Raw genomic sequence first — 20577 nt, forward strand, 5'->3', positions numbered from 1 at the left:
GATAAATTTTTATTTTGTAAAAAAACAAGTCAGCTGCTTTATCAGCAGCTGACTTGTTTTTACTTACTATATCCGTTTGGATGAGCTGTATGCCATTCCCAAGCCGTTTGAATCATTTTCTCAAGTGAATATTTTGCCTTCCAGCCTAATTCTTCATAGATCTTTGCGGAAGAGGCGATCAGTTGAGCTGGGTCTCCAGCGCGGCGTTCCGTGTGAATAACATTGGCCATCTTCCCAGTTACACGCTCACATGTTTCAATCACTTCTTTTACGGAAAAACCTTTTCCATTTCCTAAGTTATACACTTCATTTGTTTTTTGTTCATTTTGTAAACTTTGCAGTGCTAAAATATGCGCCTCCGCTAAGTCTGTTACATGAATATAATCACGAATACAAGTGCCATCATTTGTCTCATAATCTGTACCAAATACAGAAATTGATTCACGTTTTCCTAATAAGTGCTGAAGCACAAGCGGAATTAAATGTGTCTCTGGTGTATGATCTTCTCCAATTGTTCCTGATACATGAGCACCTGCTGCGTTGAAATAACGCAGTGCAACATATTTCATTCCATAAGCTGCATGAAAATCTTGTAAAATATGTTCAATCATTAATTTAGAACGTCCGTATGGATTGATTGGGTTTGTTGCATTCTTTTCTGTAATGATATCCGTATCTGGAATTCCATACGTTGCTGCTGTTGAAGAGAAAATAAATGATGTTACGCCATGCTCCATCATTTTCTCAAGCAAGGTAATCGTTGCCGTTACGTTATTTTTATAATATTTCAATGGATTCGAAACAGATTCACCAACAAGGCTATTTGCCGCAAAATGCATAACAGCATCAATAGAATAGTTGCCAAATACACGATCTAAATCCGCTGCATTACTTAAATCTCCTATTTCTAGAAGTGCTCTTTCATCAACGCTCTCACGATGACCTGTTGATAAATTATCTAATACGACCACTTCAAAATTTTGGTCTAACAATTGTTTTACTGTATGACTTCCAATATATCCGGCTCCGCCAACTACTAAAATCATTCTTTCTCCCCCTACCAAAATTTATCATCATATAATTTCACTCTTTATAAAAGTAGTTCAATGTTGCAAAATCAAACTGCCCATAACAGCTCGATTGGTGAGAACTTCTCACCAGTGACACGAATGGCTAGTTATTGTAACTTTTTCTCAACTCTTCTATTTGACAACACACAATCAAAATCCATGTTTCAACGAATGTTTTTTAAAAGGCAGAACTCTATTATTGCTTTCCTCTAACATTTACCATAGTTCGCAATAGGATGCATACATATTTTACTGAAAAACACCCATATTAAAACTAATTTGCATCTATAATTCGTTGCAGAGTTGTCATATATTTCAGTTATCACCAACCAAAGTGAAAAGAAAAAAAGATTGAATTCTACTCTTTTTATGATACCATATGTTATGAGTCAAAAAACACATATTGGAATTTCAAGTAGAAGAAAGATTTGTTTACGTTAAAATATAAAAGGTGGGGTATTAATGGACTCACGAATTATTTATGCAGTTTTGGCATCTTTCATTACCGTACTGATTGCTACCCCTTTCGTGATTAAATTAGCCTTTAAGATCGGGGCAACAGACAAGCCAAATGCTCGTAAAGTACACCAACGAATTATGCCTCGTCTTGGCGGACTGGCAATTTTTATCGGAGTTGTGGTAGGGTGCCTTATTAGCGGCTTGTATGAACAGCGTATCATATCAATTAGTGTGGGTGCTGTCATCATCATCATCATCGGTATATTAGATGATGTATATGAATTATCTGCGAAAATAAAATTTGGTGGACAACTTGTAGTCGCATTATTAATTGTGAAAAACTTACAAATACCGGTTCTTTATATTCCATTTTTGGGAGATATCGATCTTGGATGGTTCTCTTATCCAATTACAGTATTTTGGATTGTCGGTATTACAAATGCCATTAATTTAATTGATGGACTTGACGGATTATCAGCTGGAATTTCATCTATTGTTCTTGCAACGTTAGCTTACATGGCTGCTACTAGCGTTACTGGTGCTGGGAGTGCTCTCATTTTACCACTTGCGCTAATCGCACTGGCAAGTACAATTGGATTTCTGTTCTATAACTTCCATCCAGCGAAAATTTTTATGGGGGATACAGGGGCACTATTCTTAGGATACTGTATTTCTGTACTATCGCTACTTGGACTGTACAAAAGCGTAACACTGTTTAGCTTTATCGTTCCAATCATTATTTTAGGGGTACCAATATTCGATACAACATTTGCAATCATTCGTCGGATTGTAAATAAAAAACCAATTTCAGCGCCAGATAAATCGCATTTACATCACCGTTTACTTGCACTGGGATTCTCTCATCGAACAACGGTGCTTATCATTTATGCGTTCGGGATTTTCTTTAGTGTCAACGCGATTATTTTCTCAAGCGCAACATTATGGTTATCCATTGTGCTTCTATTTGTTCTTATTTTAGTTACTGAAATTGTCGCAGAGATTATCGGTCTTGTACACGATCGCTATAAACCAATTATTTCAGTCTTTAAAAAAGTAAAAAAACGTGAAGAATAACACTAGTATAACCAATACAATATAAAAATATACAAACAGGATGGTTTCTTTAAAGAAATTATCCTGTTTTTTGTTTTCCAAAATATAGTTCGTTTGAGAATACCACTATTGGAGCAAGATAAATGTACAATCTTCAAATTAGGGTGAGCATCATGATTAAGCGAACGCTTCTACTGATCTGTTTGTTTTATACTATCATCTCATGTTTTCTATCACCTAAGCAGGCTGCAGTTGTATCTTCACATGAGAACCGCTCTATCGCTCATCTTGAAACACAACTGCCTCATCAACCTACAGCTACTCAGCAAGAAAAAGTGGCTTATTTAACATTCGATGATGGACCAAACAAATATACATCACAAATTTTAAATATCTTAAAGCAGAAAAATGAAAAAGCAACCTTCTTCGTTATTGGCGGACGTGTCTCTCGTTATCCTCAAACAACGAAGCGATTGATTCAAGAAGGTCATTATCTAGGATTACATAGTATGTCTCATAATGCAAAATACCTTTATAATGGTGACCCCTCTATTTTAGTTTCTGAAATGGAACAAGCTCGGACAATTGTTCAGCTCATCACCGGACTTAACACGCATCTCGTTCGCGTTCCCTATGGAAGCATGCCCTATTTAAAGAAAAACTATCGCGATGCTCTTGTTGCAGCTCACTATAAAATGTGGGATTGGACAGTCGATACATATGATTGGAAAAGTGAGAATAATCCCTCTGCTGTCTTGGAACGGGTAATGAACCAAAGTGATAAACCCGTTGAAGTCATTTTAATGCATGACTCAAGTGTCACCGTGCAAGTTTTGCCAAAAATAATTGACTACCTTCGTTCAAAGGGATACACGCTCCTTCCTTACAATCCTTCTTCTCATGTAGAAGTAAATTTTTGGAAGGATACGAGATTGTAACAGCTTTAGCTTCTGCTAAAGCTGTTTTCTCTTTCCTCAATTCCTATTTTTGTGTAAACTTTGAAATAGTAATAAAGTGAAACTTCCATCAGTGGAGGCCCACTGATGGTTAGTTAAACAAATCGGGCCCCCCACCTATCTTCTGTAGAAAGGCGGAAGCGGCTCGCCCAGAATCGCAGGACGCCCGCGCCCAGGGGCAGAGAGGCGCTTTTTGCCTCGTCCGAGGGGGCGAAACGACCGTAGATTCTAGCCGCTAGAGCTGGACAACGCTTCTCTCTCAATTTTGAGTTGGGGACTTACTACCCAAAAATAGCGGGATAAATAGCCGAGGTGAATGCAAATGAAAAGAATCGACCTCATTTATGAAACGATACAAAAAGGAACATATACAGAGGGTATAACAGCTTCAGATCTTGCTAGTGAACTAAGCCTAGACCGTGCAAATGTCAGTAGTGATTTAAACAAGCTTGTGAAAGAGGGACGTTTATTTAAATCAGGAACACGACCTGTTCGTTTCTTCTTACCGGTAAACATAAAGGTGGAAACGCATTCAGAAAACATAACATCACTAGATAAGTTTGCTCTGGAAAACCAAAGCTTAAAAATAGCAATTGAAAAAGCAAAAGCAGCTGTCCTTTACCCGCCAAATGGGATGCATACACTGCTGCTTGGAGAAACTGGTGTCGGAAAGTCCATGTTTGCTTCATTCATGCACACATATGCAATTGAAGTGAACCAACTAGAGAAAGGTGCACCATTTATCGTATTTAACTGTGCAGATTACGCAAATAATCCACAACTCCTACTTGGACAATTATTTGGGATTAAAAAAGGAGCGTATACAGGTGCTAATGAACAAAAAGGATTAATCGAAAAAGCACACGAAGGCATCTTATTTCTCGATGAAGTACATCGCCTTCCTCCAGAAGGACAAGAAATGCTTTTTACCTTTATTGACCGCGGTATCTATCGCCGGTTAGGAGAAACTGAAAACGAACGGCGTGCGCAAGTATTAATTATCGCTGCCACAACAGAAGAGCCGAACTCATTTTTATTAAAAACATTTACGCGGCGTATTCCAATGACAGTCACATTGCCGCCGCTCCGTGAGCGTACGTACGAAGAACGCTTTTCTTTATTACAGCTCTTTTTCACAAATGAAGCCATTCGCTTAGGAAAAGAAATTTACGTAAGTCCAAACGCTATGCGTGCCTTTGTTTTTTACCAATGTCCTAACAACATCGGGCAATTAAAAACAGATGTACAAATTGCTTGTGCAAAAGCATATTCTGACTTTGTCACAAAAAAACGAGAATACGTACGTGTCTCTAGCACTGACTTACCATGGTACATGAAAGAAGGTTTATTTATCGAGCGAAAAAGCCGCCATCTGTTTCAAGTACCAAACGAAGCATTTATATTTAACGGTACTGAAGGATGGAGCCGTCATCGTGCAGAAACAACTCAATCTTCCATTTATGATCATATTGATCATAAATATGAAGAACTGCAAGCACGCGGTATGAAAGAAGAAGAACTGGAATTATTAATTGAAAATGACATCCAAAGCTTTTTTATGCATTACTTTAACCAGATGTCAAAAAGAACAAACCATGAGAATGTTTTTAAAATAGTGGACCCAAAAATTGTAGAGGTGTGTGAAAAGATTGCAAACCTTGCAGAAACACGTCTTTCCAAGACATTTGATGAAAAAGTCTTTCTCGCTTTAAGTTTACATGTACAGACAACCTTACAACGTTTGCAAAGCGGTAAGCAAATTCATCATCCGCAATTAAACCAAATTCGTACAAAATATAAGGACGCTTTTTCGGTAGCGATGCAAAGTATTCAGCTTTTAGAAGAGGAATTGCTAGTAACGATGCCTATTGATGAAGCTGGCTTTTTAACGATGTTTTTCGTCGTTGATCCTATTCCATCTTCACAAACACAAGTAAAAGTATTAATCTTAGCGCACGGAAATGGTATTGCTGCTGAAATGGCAAACGTTGCAAACGAACTGCTTGGTACCGAAGACATAATAGGAATTGATATGCCGCTGCACGAGTCGCCAAAAGACTTCTTAGAACGCGTGAAAGTGTATATGAAAACGCTAAAGGATATAAGCGGTCTTCTTCTACTCGTAGATATGGGCTCACTCGCTTATATTGGCGATGTACTAGAAACTGAATTTCAAATCCCTGTGCGTGCGCTCTCCATGACAAGTACACCGCACGTACTAGAAGCAGCACGAAAAGCACAACTAGGTTATTCACTAGATGCCCTATATGAAACAGTTAGGAACTTAACACCATTTTATCTCAACATACAAGAAGAAAAGAAAACGCCCACTTCACAAATGAAGTCGGTCATTTTAACAGCATGTTTAACAGGAGAAGGCAGTGCTCTCGCCATTCAGAAGATGCTAGAAAACTATTTACGCTTTGATAAAGAAATGATTGAAATCATTCCAATTAGTATTGTTCATCAAAAAGACTTAACGAAAATGATTGAAAACATTAAGAAAGAGCGCAACATAATTTGTATTGTCACAAATTTCGAAGTGCAAGTACCTTGCTTAACGTATCACTTCCAAGATATCGTTAATCACAAAGCTATTCAGCCCATTCAAGAATTCATTACGTACGAAGAAACATATGCAAAAATGGCGGATATTCTCGGAAAGCAAATGAATCGAAACGACGGTTCTCTTATCATTAAGACAATTCGTTATTCCTTAAACACGATTCAAGAACTCATCGATCTTCAATTAAATCCCGATAGCTTAATGGGCGTTATTTTGCATATGAGCTGTATGGTCGATCGTTTACAAAAAGGAGAAGAACTACTTCCATACCCAGAAAAGGAAACACGCAGACAAGATGAATATTGGATGTATATGAAAATAAAAAAAGCACTTCAACCAATTGAAAAAACATTTGAGATTCAAATTCCAGATGATGAAGTGTTTTATATAATGGATTTCTTTGTTAAAAACCAACAAGAAACGTATTCATAATACAGATGAGAGCAGCTGCTCCGACTTATTCACTTTATTTATCAAACACCCTAACTTATCGGCATTTCGACACATTGTAACATATGTAATCCCCTCCAAAAAGGAGTTGACCAATTTAAGTCAGCTCCTTTTTCTTGTTAGCGTATCTCTTGAGCTTGTCCACGATTTTCACCTTGAGGATGTTGCTCTGTATGCACATTGACATACGCATTTCCTTCCTGCATTTCTTTCATAAGATCTGCTAAAGTCATTCCTTGGAGTGGCCCAACAAGATTATCTTTTGTCAATACACCCTTTACAACGGCTTTATCAACACTAATCCCAGGATTCACCGGACCGAACAAAAATGCAACCACTGGTCCATTTTGTCCTTCCTTCCCTAAATGAATGTGAGCGGCAGTCATCTCCTGTATATGCTTCACCGTTAATTTATAATACAACTTTGTAAAGTCTTCATTAAACATGAATTTCACTTTACCACAAGCATCGGTTTTTACAGGTGGGACTTGGTTACGCCCTTTTAATCTCGCAAAAAAATGTTTTATCACTCTTCTAACCACCTCCTCATATAAAGTGAAACTTCCATCAGTGGGAAGGTTTCATCCCTCACTGATGGAAAGCTCTCACCAATCCGGCACATGCCAGCAATTATCCCCCACCTATCTTCTGTAGAAAAGCGGAAGCAGGACGCCCGCGCCCACTTTTTTCCTCGTCCGAGGGGGCGAAACGACCGGAGATTCTAGCCGCTAGAGCTGGACAACGCTTCTCTCTCAATCTTGAGGTGGGGGATCTTACTGCCCGTTCATGCGGGATAAAGCTGATACGATACTATACTCATTCCATTCTAAATATGCTTGTTTCTTTGACTATCTCACTCAAAATTCCAATAAAATGACACTCGTATTACATGGAAATTTACATATTTATTACATTCTATCGATGTCCTTACTTACATATATTCGATATGATAGAAGAAAACGTTCATCAAAAAAGAAAGGAATTCATTTCATTTTGAAAACGAAACAAACCATTACAAATTACTTACAAGTATTAATAGAACTCTTTCTCGTTTCCACGAAACTTGGCCTCACTTCCTTCGGGGGGCCTGTTGCACACCTTGGCTATTTTCACTACGAGTACGTCCAAAAGCGAAAGTGGATGGATGAAAGAAGCTATGCTGATTTAGTAGCACTTTGTCAATTTCTTCCTGGCCCTGCTAGTAGCCAAGTTGGCATGGGGATTGGATTATCTCGGGGCGGCATACTTGGCGCGATTGTTTCTTGGCTTGGTTTTACGTTACCTTCTGTTCTTGCGCTCGTATTGTTCGCTTCAGTATTACAACAAATAGACATCGCTCAGGCTGGATGGATTCATGGCTTAAAGCTCGTAGCCGTAGCGATTGTCGCGCATGCATTATGGGGAATGGCGCAGAAACTAACACCAGACAGAGGCCGCGCAACGATCGCAGTCATTGCAGCGACTGCCGTTCTATTATTCCAAACAGCTTGGATACAAATTATCGTTATTCTATTCGCTGGTATAATGGGATGGTTCTTATACAGAGAGCACGCAATAACAACTGAATCAAAAATATCCATTCCAGTCTCACGCAAAGTCGCAGCGCTATGCTTATCTCTGTTCTTTATCTTATTGGTACTATTACCAATATTACGCCCTCTTTCGCACTGGATTGCCATGTTTGATAGTTTCTATCGATCAGGCTCTCTCGTCTTTGGCGGCGGTCATGTCGTTCTTCCGCTCCTAGAAAATGAGTTTGTGTCAAACGGCAGTATAACGAAAGAACAATTTCTCGCTGGCTATGGAATGACGCAAGCTGTTCCTGGACCATTATTTACGTTTGCCGCTTATATCGGTGCAATTATGAACGGAACTGCCGGGGCGGCAATTGCGACGATTGCCATTTTTCTTCCCGCCTTCTTACTCATTGTAGGCGTACTGCCTTTTTGGGATATGCTGCGCCGCAAGCCGTACGTACAAGGGGCTATGTTTGGTATAAATACAGCTGTTGTCGGCATTTTACTTGCCGCTTTCTATCATCCAATTTGGACAAGTTCAGTTGGGAAGCCTGCTGATTTCGTTGTGGCATTACTCTTATTTACAATGCTTGCCTTTTGGAGGCTGCCACCGTGGGTAATTGTTGTAGTCGGTGCGATAAGCGGAATGATTTTATCAGTACAATAAAAAAGACGGCTATTCCGAGAAATAGCCGTCTTTCTTATATATTAAAACTTCACAAGCTCCACCCCACTTGGAAGCTTACTTTCCGTTAAAATACGTAATTCTTCAACGCGCTTCATCACATAAGACGAACACTTCAACAGTTCCGCATCGACATAAGCTGGATGCACCATAATTTCAACTGTCGCCCCGTCCTGTACACGCTCTTGTAAATTTGTGAAATAATCGTCCGTTACACCATCTGCGTAAAAATCGTGGAAAAACACATCAGAAAACGGACGCACTGCACGATCTTGTTCAAAGCGGCGTACTGGAATATGATACTTCTCTGCTAATCGCTCTAATACATCATGTAAAATTGGCAATGCATGTACATGATGATGACTATCAAGATGCGTCGGTATTAAACCATAAGATAGGAATTTTTCAATTTGTGCAGTCCATTCTCGCCAAACTTCGTCTGGATTTATCCTTCCTTCCCGAATCGTACTTTGCGAATGAAACGAACCATCTTCTTTTACAAGAGAAGGGACATCAGAAAGAAGTGGTTTTCCTGCGGTTAATACGAGATGCACCCCAACTCCTAACGTCTTATATTCCTTCGCTAATTGCACTGCATGTTCTACTCCCGGCATATTCATCATCATCGTTGTAGAATTAACAAGTCCGTTAATATGCGCGTCAATAATACCGTAGTTTACACCTCGCGTTAAACCAAAGTCATCTGCGTTTACAATTAATTGAATCATTCTATCCCCTCCTGTTACTTAACAAGAAAAAAGCGGGCTTATATAGCGCCGCTTTTAGTTCTCCACTTTTTTGAAGAATTGCGGAAGATACTCTTTATGAGCTTCCAGCATTTCATCTAAAATTTGTTTTGCCACTTTATCGGATGGTACAAGTGGGTTAATCGTCATCGCAAGCAGCGCCTTATGATAATCACCTGTTATAGCAGCTTCAATTGTTACACGTTCAAACGATTTAATTTGCTGTACTAAACCGCGCACAGCTACTGGTAAGTCCCCGACTACAATCGGTTTTGGACCATCCTTTGTAATAACGCAGTTCACTTCAACAGCAGAATCAGCCGGCAGACTTGCAATTGTACCATTATTTCTTGTATTTACAGGCTGGATGTCACCTTTATTGTTATAAATAGACGTAATTAAGCTACATGCAGCATCGCTATAATATGCTCCGCCGCGCTTTTCTAATTGGGGCGGCTTAATGTCTAGATTTGGATCTTTATAAAGTTCAAATAGATCATCCTCTAGCTTTTTCACGACTTCTGCACGTGTACCGTTTTCCATGGATGCTTGTTTTTCTTCTTCTAACATTTCGCGTGTTTTGTAGTAGTAGCGATGATATGGACATGGAATCACACGAAGTGCTCGAATAAAGTCCGGCTCCCAATCAAGCCCTGCAATATTTTGCATCGTAATTTGTTTTTCTGGATCTGTCACTAATTCCAGCACACGGTCCATGACGCTCACACCATCTAAATACACATCCAATCCGTACACCATATGGTTTAAACCTGCAAAATCAACATGTACACGGCTTGGATCTACATCGAGAATCTTTGCTAATCCCATACGAATCCCAATCGGAACGTTGCATAACCCAACAACCTTTTGAATGTTTGTATAGCGAAGAACAGCTTCAGTTACCATACCTGCTGGATTTGTAAAGTTGATTAACCATGCGTTTGGACAAAGCTCCTCTATATCTTTACAAATATCTAAAATAACAGGAATCGTTCTTAAAGCTTTAAATAAACCACCTGGACCATTTGTCTCCTGGCCAATCACATCGTATTTTAATGGGATAGCTTCATCTTTTCCGCGCGCTGCTAATAACCCAACGCGAAATTGCGTTGTAACAAAGTCCGCATCTTTTAACGCTTCGCGGCGATCTAGTGTAAGATGAATATCAATTGGAACTCCTGCTTTTTTCACCATCCGCTTTGCTAAGCTACCAACGATCTCTAACTTTTCTTTTCCTTCTTCCACGTCAACTAACCAAATTTCACGAACAGGAAGTTCATGATAGCGCTTAATAAAGCCTTCAATTAATTCTGGTGTATAACTAGAGCCACCGCCAATTGTTGTAATTTTTATTCCACGCATGCTACTTGTTCCCCTTTCGCATTGATTTTTCTATACAAATCGATGAATTCTGATGCTAAATCTTTTACTGTAATAGAATTCATTAAATGATCTTGCGCATGAATTAACAGTACTGTAATCTCTGTTTTTTCCCCTCTTGCTTCTGATTGTATGAGCTCGGTTTGAAAATGATGCGCTTCATTAATTGCTTCTTTCGCTTTTGTCATCGCTTCTTCTGCTTCTTCTATCTTCCCTTGCTTTGCATATTGAAGTGCTTCCATTGCATAACTTCTTGCATTGCCGCTGTGTAAAATAATTTGGAATGGGATATGTTCCGCTGTTGTCATTCTATTTACCGCCTTTCAAAAATGGCTTAGGAGAAAAGGAAACCTCTCTCTTCTCCTACATAACTACAGATTGATCATTGCTTGTTGGTGCACTTTTTTCAGCACGAATGTAAGAACGGTCGCACATTAATACAAATGGATAATAAATTGCAACGGCAATCGTGAAGTTAACAAGTTGTAATATAACCCCCGCAACACTTCCGCCTGTTGCTAAATAGCTATTAAAAATTGGTGGCATTGTCCAAGGAAGAATTGCAACTATCTTTGGAACAAGACCAGTTGAAATTGCAGTATAAGCTGTAATTGTTAATACAATAGGTGTCATGATAAATGGAACAAGCAAAATTGGATTTAATACGATTGGTGTACCAAATAGAACTGGTTCGTTAATGTTGAACAACCCTGGCGTAATTGCCACGCGGCTAACTCCGCGCAGTTGTGCGCTTTTTGCAACAAGTAATACCGCAACAAGAAACGCTAATGTTGTACCGGAACCACCCATGAAAACGAATATATCAAAAAATGGCTTAGTAATGATATTTGGTACGTCGTACGCTGACATTCCGTTATGGAACATCTTTACATTCTCTTGTAATCCTGGTAAATACAATGGCTCAATAATACCGCCAACGATGTTATCACCATGTAAGCCAAAGAACCAAAGAACGTGAATGATTAGTGCAACCACAATTGCACTTGGCAATGTTCCAGCTAAACCTTGCAATGGCCCTTGAATTGTTTTAAATACAACTTCGTGAACGCTTGTCCCAGCTAATTTCACGATCATTTGAATTGCTCCAACTGCGAATAATACAACAAACGCTGGAATTAATGCAGCAAACGATCTCATTACTGCCGGTGGAACACCGTCTGGCAGTTTAATTGTAATGTCTCTTTGAATAAAGAAACGGAAAACCTCTGTAACAAAAATTGCAGTAAGTAACGCGACGAACAGTCCTGGTGCAGCTGTCCAATCAAAACTAAGTCCACCTTCTTTTGGCGTTGTCGGAGTAATGATAATCAAAGAACCAAATGTAATAAGTGCTGCTGACAACGCATCGACATTATATGACTTTGCTAAGTTATAACTCGTTGAAACTGCAACTAAAAGCGATAGAATTGCAAACGATCCTGTCCAAACATTACCGCCAAGCATTTTCCATGTTTCACCGAACATGCTCTTCATAAAATCTTGGAATGCTTCAATTGGTAGCCCATTAATCAGTACCGCTAAAGACCCCACTAAAATAAGCGGCATAACTGCAGCAAAACCATCACGAATCGCAACTAAATGACGCTGTGATCCCATTTTTCCTGCGACTGGAAGTAAGTACTTTTCCATAAACGCAATCATTTTTTGCATTGTATCTCCCCCTTATTATTTTTTTAAAGTAAGTGCATGATCTAAAACAGCTTCGCCATTCATCATGCCGTAATGCATTGGATTAATGACATCAATGCCGACATTCCTTTCGTCCGCAAGCGCTTTCAAATTTGAAAGCATGTAACGTACTTGTGGGCCTAGTAATAATACATCCGCTTGATCAATATTTGTTTTTACCGCATCTCCAGATACAGCCCAAATCTTCCCTTCTAGTCCGCGCGCTTTTGCAGCCGCCTCCATTTTTGTAACTAACATGCTTGTAGACATCCCCGCTGAACAACAAAGTAAAATATTCATATATAATTCCTCCCTTTATGCAATCAATTTGTTTGTTTTTTCTTTACGCCTTTTATTAATGCAAATCGCGTGCCAACTTTTGAAACCGCTTCATATCAATGGTTCTTTTCGCGTTTTTCTTGTGTGTTATCGTTTCCCATTAGTGTGTTAATAGAAATCCGACTGTGTGTTGCACAAAATAACACAATATAAACACACATTTACATGAAATGTACACAGTGATTCGTTGTCTAGTCGTATATGTGTAGAAAAAAGGGGGATTCCAACAAATTTCTATATGAATCTATCTAAAAAACCTTTACCCCAATATAAAAAATTGTCCAAGCCTTCTCTAGTAATTTACATATACTAACATGAACCTTCGAAATCTATTTCATATAAAGAGAAAGGAGCTCAACATGTCAAAAAACTGTCGGAAAGATGACCAAAAGAAAGAATCTGCTTCAGATTGTAAAAAACAATATAATAAAAAATCAAACAGCAGCAAGTCAAACTCAACATCATCTCAAGGCCACGGGGATATATGGGACAAACTGAGTTTACAAGAAATATTAGCGGATAAGCATACTGCTCTATTTCGAGGACAGAGCCAATATCAAAAGATCGATGTACTAAAAGTGAACGATGTCAGAATGTACCTTGATGAACAATTACAATTTAGCTCTGTAGACGAGCGACTGTATCATGAAGCACTTGTTCACCCTGCAATGGCACTAGTAGATTCTCCAAAATCTGTTCTTATTTTAGGAGGCGGGGATGGTCTTGCATTAAGAGAAGTTTTAAAATATAAAACGGTTCGCCACGTCGATCTTGTCGATTTGGATGAAGAAATTATCAAAATTGCAACTCATGTACCTGAAATTATCGCGTTAAACGAAGGCGCTTTTTTCGATAAGCGTGTAAATATCCATGCATACGATGCTCGAAAATTTTTACGTACGAAATCTCGTAAATATGACGTGATTATTATCGACTTTCCAGATCCAGCAACCGAGACATTAAGTCAGCTATATACAAAAGAATTATTTTCTGTTGTATCTAGCTTCCTTACAAAAGGAGGAGCGTTCGTCTGTCAATCCAACTCACCAGAAGATGCACCGCTTACCTATTGGAGCATCGGCCGAACAATTCGCAGCACTGGATTAACAGTTGCAAGCTATCATACAATTGTTCCTTCTTTCGGAAACGATTGGGGCTTTCATATCGCGACCAATTCTTCCTCCATTATGCGTAATAGAAACCCATTACCCGTAACCGTTCCTCATCGAACACTTCCAAAAAACCTTGCTCTATTATTTCGCTTTAGAGAAGATCTCTTAGAGGAACGACAAAACGCAGTAATCAACACACAGGACCAACTTATTCTACACCGTTGCTATCAAGAAGATATGGAATATTAGTTTTATATATAAATAGGAGGTATCATGGAGTATTCAACATTTGGAAGACATATACTAGTAGATATGTGGGAGGTAGACACTGCCTTATTAAATGATTGTGAATTCTTACAACAACATTTAGTCACAGCAGCCAATATGTGCGGTGCAACTGTATTATCAGTAGAATCCAAAACATTCGAACCATCTGGAGTTACAATATTAGTTTTACTATCGGAAAGCCATATCTCTATCCACACGTATCCAGAAAAACAGTTTGCAGCCATTGACTGCTATACATGTGGAACAAAGGTAGACCCGCAACAAGCCATCGATTATATATTGCCTCTACTCAATCCGAAACAATTGTATATAAAACGATTGACTCGTGGCTTAGGCGAAATCACCGTTATTAACTAACAATCCAATTTATACGAAACACGCCAAGTGCTCTTCACACCTGGCGTGTTTTATATTCTCCTTCTTATTTAATCTGGTTATTTAACCCTTCAATTTTTTTCTTCCAGTACATTGTCATCGCAAACCAAATAATGAAGTAAATAATCACAAAGCTTCCTACACATATGAAAATTGAACCTGCATAATTAGGAACCCACCCAATCCATACTGCCACCGGTAAAAATGTTCCTAATAAAATAATGAAATGAATAATCGTTTGCTTTAAAAGGCTCCATTCTTCCCTCTCAAACACAAAGGAAGCAACTGAAAAGATAATCCCCATCACATTCGCTACAACAAGATTGATTAACAATGTCCGTGTTTCTAATACTTCCACCCCATTTGCATAACCAATTCCTAAAAATAATAAACTATAAAACATCGCCATTCCCATACCAGTTATCAACTTTGCACCGATTCTATCAAATTGTGTACTCATCTCACTAACCTCCTATATTTAAAGCTTCTTTAATAAGTGGAACATATTTTCTAGAAACATACTCCTTCATTCCATTCGAAAAATGGGCACACATGCTGCCACTAAACGACATTTCAAAACTTTTCACATGCTTTATATTTGCAAGTATCGATTTTGAAAACCTAACAAATCCTTCTCGCCGTGAGGAAGTCTCTAACTCATACAACCGGTATTTCACCTCAATGTTCCCTTTTGCAGTTTGAGCAAATACCTTTCTCCCTTCCGAATAAAACCAATATATTTCCTTAAACTCTAATAAGTGAAACTGCTGATCTGCTATCCCAACAATTTGTTTTATCGATTCTCCTTCTAATATTTTCAAAATGTGCTGAACATCTTCTGTCATTTCTTTCGTTCTTATAATAATTTCTAGTTCTTCATGTGTTGGGTCTAAATCAATCTGAATCTTCATGACATCCCCCCTTTACTATTTCATTTTTACATAAATGTGGAAAAATAAAATGGATATGTACATAAGTAGTCGCGTTATTTGTTTAACTTGCCGTTTTCTATGCACAAAAAAGACCTTGCACACGCAAGGCCTATTCCCGATCTAGCATCTTTCTATATAAATCAACAAACTCACTCGCTAGTTCTTTTATTGTTATAGCATTCATCAGATGATCCTGGGCGTGAACAAACAGTAAGCTGAGTTCGACCTTTTCGCCTCCTGCTTCTTGTTGAATCAATGTTGTTTGCAAGCGATGTGCTTCCTTTAATTCGCTCTCTGCTTCTTGTAGCTTTTCGTCCGCTTCGAGAAACTTTCCTTGTTTCGCAAATTGAATTGCCTCCATCGCTGAGCTTCTGGCATTTCCCCCGTGTAAAATTAAATGAAAAGCCGTTGTCTCTAATGTATCCATGTTTCTTTACTGCTCCCCCTTTTCTTCTGCTAGCTTTTGCTTATCCCACATTTTTAGGAATGGGAAGTAGATGAGAAACGCTAAGCAGAAGTTCACTAATTGCATAACAACACCTGAAATCTTGCCGCCTGTTGCTAAATAACCGCTAAAAATAATCGGTGTTGTCCATGGTACAGCTGCTCCGCTTGGCCGCGCGACAAGACCCCATTCCATCGCAAAGTACGTCACAATCGTTAAGACAACAGGAACTAGAATAAATGGAATGAGAAGAAGCGGATTTAATACAATTGGCATCCCGAATGTCACCATTTCATTAATATTAAAAATACCTGGTGCGATTGATAATCTTCCTAAACTTTTTAATTGCTGACTTCGTGCAAATAATAACATCGCGACAACGAGTGCTAGTGTTGCACCAGAACCACCCATATACACCCATAGATCAAAAAATTGTGTTGTTATCGTATTTGGCACGTGCTCCCCAGCTTGAAATGCAATGCGGTTTTGGTCCATTAGTAATAACCAAATTGGATTCATAACCCCGCCAATAATTGCCGCTCCGTGAATTCCACATGCCCATAATATGTGAACAAGAAGAACAGCGACTACAGCTCCAAACAAACTAGCACCAAGCGTACTAAGCGGCGCTTGTAATAATTGCCCAACAATATTATGGATACTGCCGAACGAAGTATGTTCCATCATTAATCGCAAAATCCAAACAACTGTTACGACAATAAAACCAGGAATAAGTGCAGTAAACGAACGAGACACAGCTGGCGGTACTGTTTCTGGCATTTTAATAACAATATTCTTCTGTATTATGACGCGGTATATTTCTGTAGATATAAGTGCTAAAATCATCGCTACAAACAAACCTTGACTCCCCATAAATACAGCTGGAATAACACCTTCTATTATAATACTTTCCTTCGTTCCTTCTACAATATGAGAAACTTGAAAGGGCGTTACGAGCAAGAAAGACACAAGTGATAATGCCCCTGCAGCTAATGCATCTACTTTATATTGTTCCGCTAATTTGTAAGCGATTCCAAATGTAGCGATTAAAGACATGATACTAAATGTTGCGCTAACTGGATACCCTAACGCTTTTTGCCAACCATCACCAAACAGATTAGCCATGAGTTCATGATATCCAGGGATCGGTAAAGCACTAATAATTAAGAAGAATGATCCGATAATTAAGAAAGGCATCGTTAAAATAATTCCATCTCGAATAGCTTGTAAGTGGCGCTGCTCTGCAATTCTTCCCGCTACAGGCATAACGTATCTCTCTAAAAACCCTGTCATCTTCTCCACTCTCCTTATGACTTCATTGACAATGCTGCTTGTAACACTGCTTCCCCATTACAAAGTCCGTAGTGTACAGATTGAATGACATCAACAGGTGTTCCTTTCTCTTTACATAGTTCTTTCATTTTCGGCAGCAAATAGCGCACTTGTGGACCGAGTAGTAATACATCCGCTTCATCGATATGATTACGCACTTCCGATCCAGAAACAGCCCAAATTTTCGCCTCTATACCTTGTGCCTGCGCTGCTTTCTCCATCTTCGTAACGAGCAAACTCGTTGACATTCCAGCAGCACAGCAAAGTAAAATATTCATACAATGCCTCCTTTCCCTTTCTTAACTACCCACCCATAATCATTTGGATATACCAACAGTTATCCCCCGCCCATTTTTTAACTTCTCACAATTTGAAGACAGGACTGTTATCACTTACGAGTAGCGGAGTAAGTTTAAATTAACTTATGTATATGTCTAGGGTAATTTTCATATGACGAGCCTACCAACAAAATCCCTATTCTCTTCATCAACGTGATTCTAAAAAACAACGAGCAAAACAATCTAATAGATGAAACTTCAATCAACCGGAAGGTCTTCAAGCTTCTTTGCTTTCTACTAAACTTTAAAATGGGTATTCATTCAAACCTGCCTTTCACTAGAAGGATTTTTCCTATTATATGTATGTTGTATGCGCTGTCACTAAATTGTTACATTTTTCACAAAGTGATCATATTACACTCCTCTCTCTTGTACTATAATCATGTATGGGATAGGAGATGATAACAATGACACAGAATGCCCCTGAGTTTAAAGTACTGCAAAGCATCGCCTTTCTAGCTGTTGTTTTGCAAAGCTCATTACTATATACAATGAATCAAGGAAATCTAGCAATTGAGCAATCTATTATTATCGGCATGTTATTTAATCTAGCAAAATTTTCTGCTCCAGCATTTATTTTTATTGTCGGCTTTCACCTTATTAATCAATATACAAAGCAAATGTTATATACACAGTACATTTATGAAAAAACAACGAGCTTGCTTACGCCATATTTCTTTTGGTCCATTGTCTACTTATTTATGACAAAGCATATTCCATCCCTATGGGAGATTGTTCGCAGCCTTCTGCTTGGAACAGCAGCACCTCACCTTTGGTATGTTGTTATGATGTTTCAAATTCATTTATTGTTCCCGCTTCTTTGTTTCGTCTTCCATTGGTTTCATAGACGCATTCATAACAAGCAGGATGTATATCGATACACATTTTCCTTTGCTCTTATTTATTTTCTATTAATGTGGTTCTCCTCTCACTATATTTTTAACGGAGAACAATTAACAAAATTTACTGCGTTGCATTATACTGATCGCTCTTTCTTATTCTATTCCTTCTACTTTGTTATGGGAGGAATTGCAGCAGTTGCTCTCAGTGCTTGGCGTATATTTGCATTTAAACATATACCATTTTTTACAGCTTTATTTTTCGCTTTATTTCTATTCATTAATTATCAACTCTTTAGTTTCTACGGTGCAAATACGATTCGCCTTACAGTTGTAACATACTTAAAACCATCTATGTTTATATACATCGTCTGTGAAATTATAATTTTATATGCGTTATCTGTAACAATTGCACAGCATCGCACTCCCTTATATAAAGGGCTTCGATTTATCGGGAACTTTACATACGGAGCTTATTTAGCCCACTTTTTCTTTTTAAATATAAGCGTGAAACTGTTATCTTTCTTTTCATTGCCAGCTGACTCTATTCTTTATGGCATGTGCTTGTTTAGCTGCACAGCAATTTTATCTTTAGGAACAATCATTTTGTTTAGCTATATACCATTTCACAAGTGGATCACAGGCCCAACTCCTTCACTATCAATAAAATGGACTTATCCTGCACTTTCTTTATTAAAAGTGAAAAAGTAAAACAGCAAGTAATAATTACTTGCTGTTTTTTAATGCTGTTTCTGCTAAAAGCGGCAGTAGATTGTCGAAAATATGTGTATTCTTATCTGCTCCTGTTACATAGCCGCCGTAATAACGACTAAACGGATTTTTATTCCGGAACGTCGCTGCTTCCTCATACATCTCTTCCGCTAACTTCCTCTCTCCAGCCTCTAATACATATAAAATCGTTATGCCATATGCAGCTGGTGATTCAAAAGCAACAGCTGGTTTTCCAGATTCTAAATCATATCTTCCATATAGCTTACCATCTTTCTGAAATGTTTTCTTAAGGAAATCTAAGTACGCTTCAGAAGAAAGACCTACTAAACTTCGGTAATACGCAACATATGACTGATCAATAATATTTACTTCTTTATCATATGTAAAGGTACCATCTTTCTCATATGTTTTCGGAAAAGCCCATCCATTTCGTGGATAATCCGCTAAAAATTGAACAACTTTTTGATACTCTGCATCGGTAATTTTCCCATACTTTTTCATATAAGAAAATGCTTTCGGATTCACATAAGATGTTGTTAGTGTATCATTTGATACATGTGCATTCGCATCGTAATAATCAACGTAAAAAGATCCTTTCTTATTATAATGTAATATGGCATCGCTAATTTGATCTGCAAGATGCTTATATCGCTCTTCCCCATATTTCTCATATGCCCGGTACAATTGCTGTACAATTCGCAAGTCATCAATAAGTGCATTCGTTCTAGCTTGTCTTTTTCCCGATTCAGTAATTTTCCATAATACAATATGAGATGGGTCTAAAAAATAATTTTGTATAACTTTCATATGCGCATCAAACATTTCTTGATTATCAATATCTAGCGCATATCGAAGCCATAATCCTGACGACTCAGACAATGCTTCACGTCCGGTTGCAACATCTGTTCCTTGTTTGCCACTTTTCAGCCGATATGTTGCTAACGTGCCATTTTCATTTGTCATATGATGTATAATAAATTGCTCTGTGCCGTTCCCTTGTAGTGCCTTCCATATCACCACTCCACATAAAACAATCAAAGCTGCCATTACAATAAATAGATAAAAACGCTTCCGCACAATATCACCTCGTTAAGATGCTAACCGATATAAGAAAAAAACATACAAAAAAGGCAACCTTTTTCAGATTACCTCTTTTATCCCACTAATATGAGATTCGTTTATCCCGCATTAACGGGCAGTAATACTCCCACCTCAAAATTCAGTGAAAGCAAAGAAGTTAGGTGGGAGATAAACTGCCCGTAAAAGCCCGATTG

General features: G+C 38.4%; 20 protein-coding genes. 7 read left to right on the plus strand and 13 right to left on the minus strand.

Going from position 1 to position 20577, the window contains the following annotated elements; translation table 11 throughout:
- Positions 1–59: 59 nt before the first annotated feature.
- Positions 60–1046, minus strand: coding sequence for a UDP-glucose 4-epimerase GalE (gene galE, locus ACFQZ1_RS18145; RefSeq protein ID WP_377883594.1), 987 nt, complete (start codon positions 1044–1046; stop codon positions 60–62).
- 486 nt (positions 1047–1532) lie between these two features.
- Here galE and ACFQZ1_RS18150 point away from each other — a divergent pair, with 486 nt between their 5' ends.
- The 3 genes from ACFQZ1_RS18150 to ACFQZ1_RS18160 all read left to right on the plus strand — a co-directional run bounded on the left by ACFQZ1_RS18150 (position 1533) and on the right by ACFQZ1_RS18160 (position 6536).
- Positions 1533–2603 carry a glycosyltransferase family 4 protein gene (locus ACFQZ1_RS18150; RefSeq protein ID WP_377883595.1) on the plus strand — a complete coding sequence of 357 codons (1071 nt, stop codon included), beginning with the start codon at positions 1533–1535 and terminating at the stop codon, positions 2601–2603.
- A 152-nt stretch (positions 2604–2755) separates the two neighbouring features.
- Entirely contained in the window at positions 2756–3520 is a 765-nt protein-coding gene (locus ACFQZ1_RS18155) for a polysaccharide deacetylase family protein (protein WP_377883596.1), read from the plus strand.
- 340 nt (positions 3521–3860) lie between these two features.
- Positions 3861–6536, plus strand: a complete 2676-nt coding sequence (locus tag ACFQZ1_RS18160; protein ID WP_377883597.1) for a sigma-54-dependent transcriptional regulator — start codon at positions 3861–3863, stop codon at positions 6534–6536.
- Between the two features lie 137 nt (positions 6537–6673).
- On the opposite strand, the gene ACFQZ1_RS18165 is transcribed toward ACFQZ1_RS18160, so the two are convergent.
- Positions 6674–7084 carry a CHRD domain-containing protein gene (locus ACFQZ1_RS18165; RefSeq protein ID WP_377883598.1) on the minus strand — a complete coding sequence of 137 codons (411 nt, stop codon included), beginning with the start codon at positions 7082–7084 and terminating at the stop codon, positions 6674–6676.
- Between the two features lie 463 nt (positions 7085–7547).
- Between ACFQZ1_RS18165 and ACFQZ1_RS18170 the strand changes: the two genes are divergently transcribed.
- A complete protein-coding gene (locus tag ACFQZ1_RS18170) occupies positions 7548–8738 on the plus strand; it encodes a chromate transporter (protein WP_377883599.1) in 1191 nt (396 codons plus the stop codon).
- A gap of 41 nt (positions 8739–8779) precedes the next feature.
- On the opposite strand, the gene chbG is transcribed toward ACFQZ1_RS18170, so the two are convergent.
- Genes chbG through ACFQZ1_RS18195 form a run of 5 tightly spaced genes read right to left on the minus strand, consistent with a single transcriptional unit; the run spans position 8780 to position 12871 of the window.
- Entirely contained in the window at positions 8780–9484 is a 705-nt protein-coding gene (gene chbG / locus ACFQZ1_RS18175) for a chitin disaccharide deacetylase (RefSeq protein ID WP_377883600.1), read from the minus strand.
- A gap of 54 nt (positions 9485–9538) precedes the next feature.
- Positions 9539–10864 (minus strand): 6-phospho-beta-glucosidase, encoded by a 1326-nt coding sequence (locus ACFQZ1_RS18180; protein WP_377883601.1) that lies wholly within the window; start codon positions 10862–10864, stop codon positions 9539–9541.
- A complete protein-coding gene (locus ACFQZ1_RS18185; protein ID WP_377883602.1) occupies positions 10852–11190 on the minus strand; it encodes a PTS lactose/cellobiose transporter subunit IIA in 339 nt (112 codons plus the stop codon). Before ACFQZ1_RS18185 ends, ACFQZ1_RS18180 begins: the two co-directional genes overlap by 13 nt.
- A gap of 55 nt (positions 11191–11245) precedes the next feature.
- Positions 11246–12553: a PTS cellobiose transporter subunit IIC gene (celB, locus tag ACFQZ1_RS18190; RefSeq protein ID WP_377883603.1), complete on the minus strand. Its 1308-nt coding sequence runs from the start codon at positions 12551–12553 to the stop codon at positions 11246–11248.
- A gap of 15 nt (positions 12554–12568) precedes the next feature.
- Entirely contained in the window at positions 12569–12871 is a 303-nt protein-coding gene (locus ACFQZ1_RS18195; protein WP_377883604.1) for a PTS sugar transporter subunit IIB, read from the minus strand.
- 398 nt (positions 12872–13269) lie between these two features.
- On the opposite strand from ACFQZ1_RS18195, the gene ACFQZ1_RS18200 reads away from it, so the two are divergent.
- Both ACFQZ1_RS18200 and speD read left to right on the plus strand, forming a co-directional pair.
- Positions 13270–14271, plus strand: a complete 1002-nt coding sequence (locus ACFQZ1_RS18200) for a spermine/spermidine synthase domain-containing protein (protein ID WP_377883605.1) — start codon at positions 13270–13272, stop codon at positions 14269–14271.
- 24 nt (positions 14272–14295) lie between these two features.
- Positions 14296–14667, plus strand: coding sequence for an adenosylmethionine decarboxylase (gene speD / locus ACFQZ1_RS18205; RefSeq protein ID WP_377883606.1), 372 nt, complete (start codon positions 14296–14298; stop codon positions 14665–14667).
- A gap of 64 nt (positions 14668–14731) precedes the next feature.
- Here speD and ACFQZ1_RS18210 read toward each other — a convergent pair whose 3' ends face one another.
- From ACFQZ1_RS18210 to ACFQZ1_RS18230, 5 genes are all read right to left on the minus strand, one after another.
- Entirely contained in the window at positions 14732–15145 is a 414-nt protein-coding gene (locus ACFQZ1_RS18210) for a DUF3021 domain-containing protein (protein ID WP_377883607.1), read from the minus strand.
- 4 nt (positions 15146–15149) lie between these two features.
- Positions 15150–15596: a LytTR family DNA-binding domain-containing protein gene (locus ACFQZ1_RS18215; protein ID WP_377883608.1), complete on the minus strand. Its 447-nt coding sequence runs from the start codon at positions 15594–15596 to the stop codon at positions 15150–15152.
- A gap of 130 nt (positions 15597–15726) precedes the next feature.
- A complete protein-coding gene (locus ACFQZ1_RS18220) occupies positions 15727–16044 on the minus strand; it encodes a PTS sugar transporter subunit IIA (RefSeq protein ID WP_377883609.1) in 318 nt (105 codons plus the stop codon).
- A 6-nt stretch (positions 16045–16050) separates the two neighbouring features.
- Positions 16051–17355, minus strand: coding sequence for a PTS cellobiose transporter subunit IIC (gene celB / locus ACFQZ1_RS18225; RefSeq protein ID WP_377883610.1), 1305 nt, complete (start codon positions 17353–17355; stop codon positions 16051–16053).
- A 14-nt stretch (positions 17356–17369) separates the two neighbouring features.
- On the minus strand, positions 17370–17672 hold the full coding sequence (locus ACFQZ1_RS18230; RefSeq protein WP_377883611.1) for a PTS sugar transporter subunit IIB: 303 nt from the start codon (positions 17670–17672) through the stop codon (positions 17370–17372).
- A 467-nt stretch (positions 17673–18139) separates the two neighbouring features.
- On the opposite strand from ACFQZ1_RS18230, the gene ACFQZ1_RS18235 reads away from it, so the two are divergent.
- Positions 18140–19282, plus strand: a complete 1143-nt coding sequence (locus ACFQZ1_RS18235; RefSeq protein WP_377883612.1) for an acyltransferase — start codon at positions 18140–18142, stop codon at positions 19280–19282.
- Positions 19283–19297: 15 nt separating this feature from the next.
- Here ACFQZ1_RS18235 and ACFQZ1_RS18240 read toward each other — a convergent pair whose 3' ends face one another.
- Positions 19298–20380 carry a glycosyl hydrolase family 8 gene (locus tag ACFQZ1_RS18240; RefSeq protein ID WP_377883613.1) on the minus strand — a complete coding sequence of 361 codons (1083 nt, stop codon included), beginning with the start codon at positions 20378–20380 and terminating at the stop codon, positions 19298–19300.
- Between the last annotated feature and the right edge of the window lie 197 nt (positions 20381–20577).

It is taken from the genome of Bacillus sp. CGMCC 1.60114 (genome assembly GCF_042676365.1).
GTDB lineage: Bacteria > Bacillota > Bacilli > Bacillales > Bacillaceae_G > Bacillus_A > Bacillus_A rhizoplanae_A.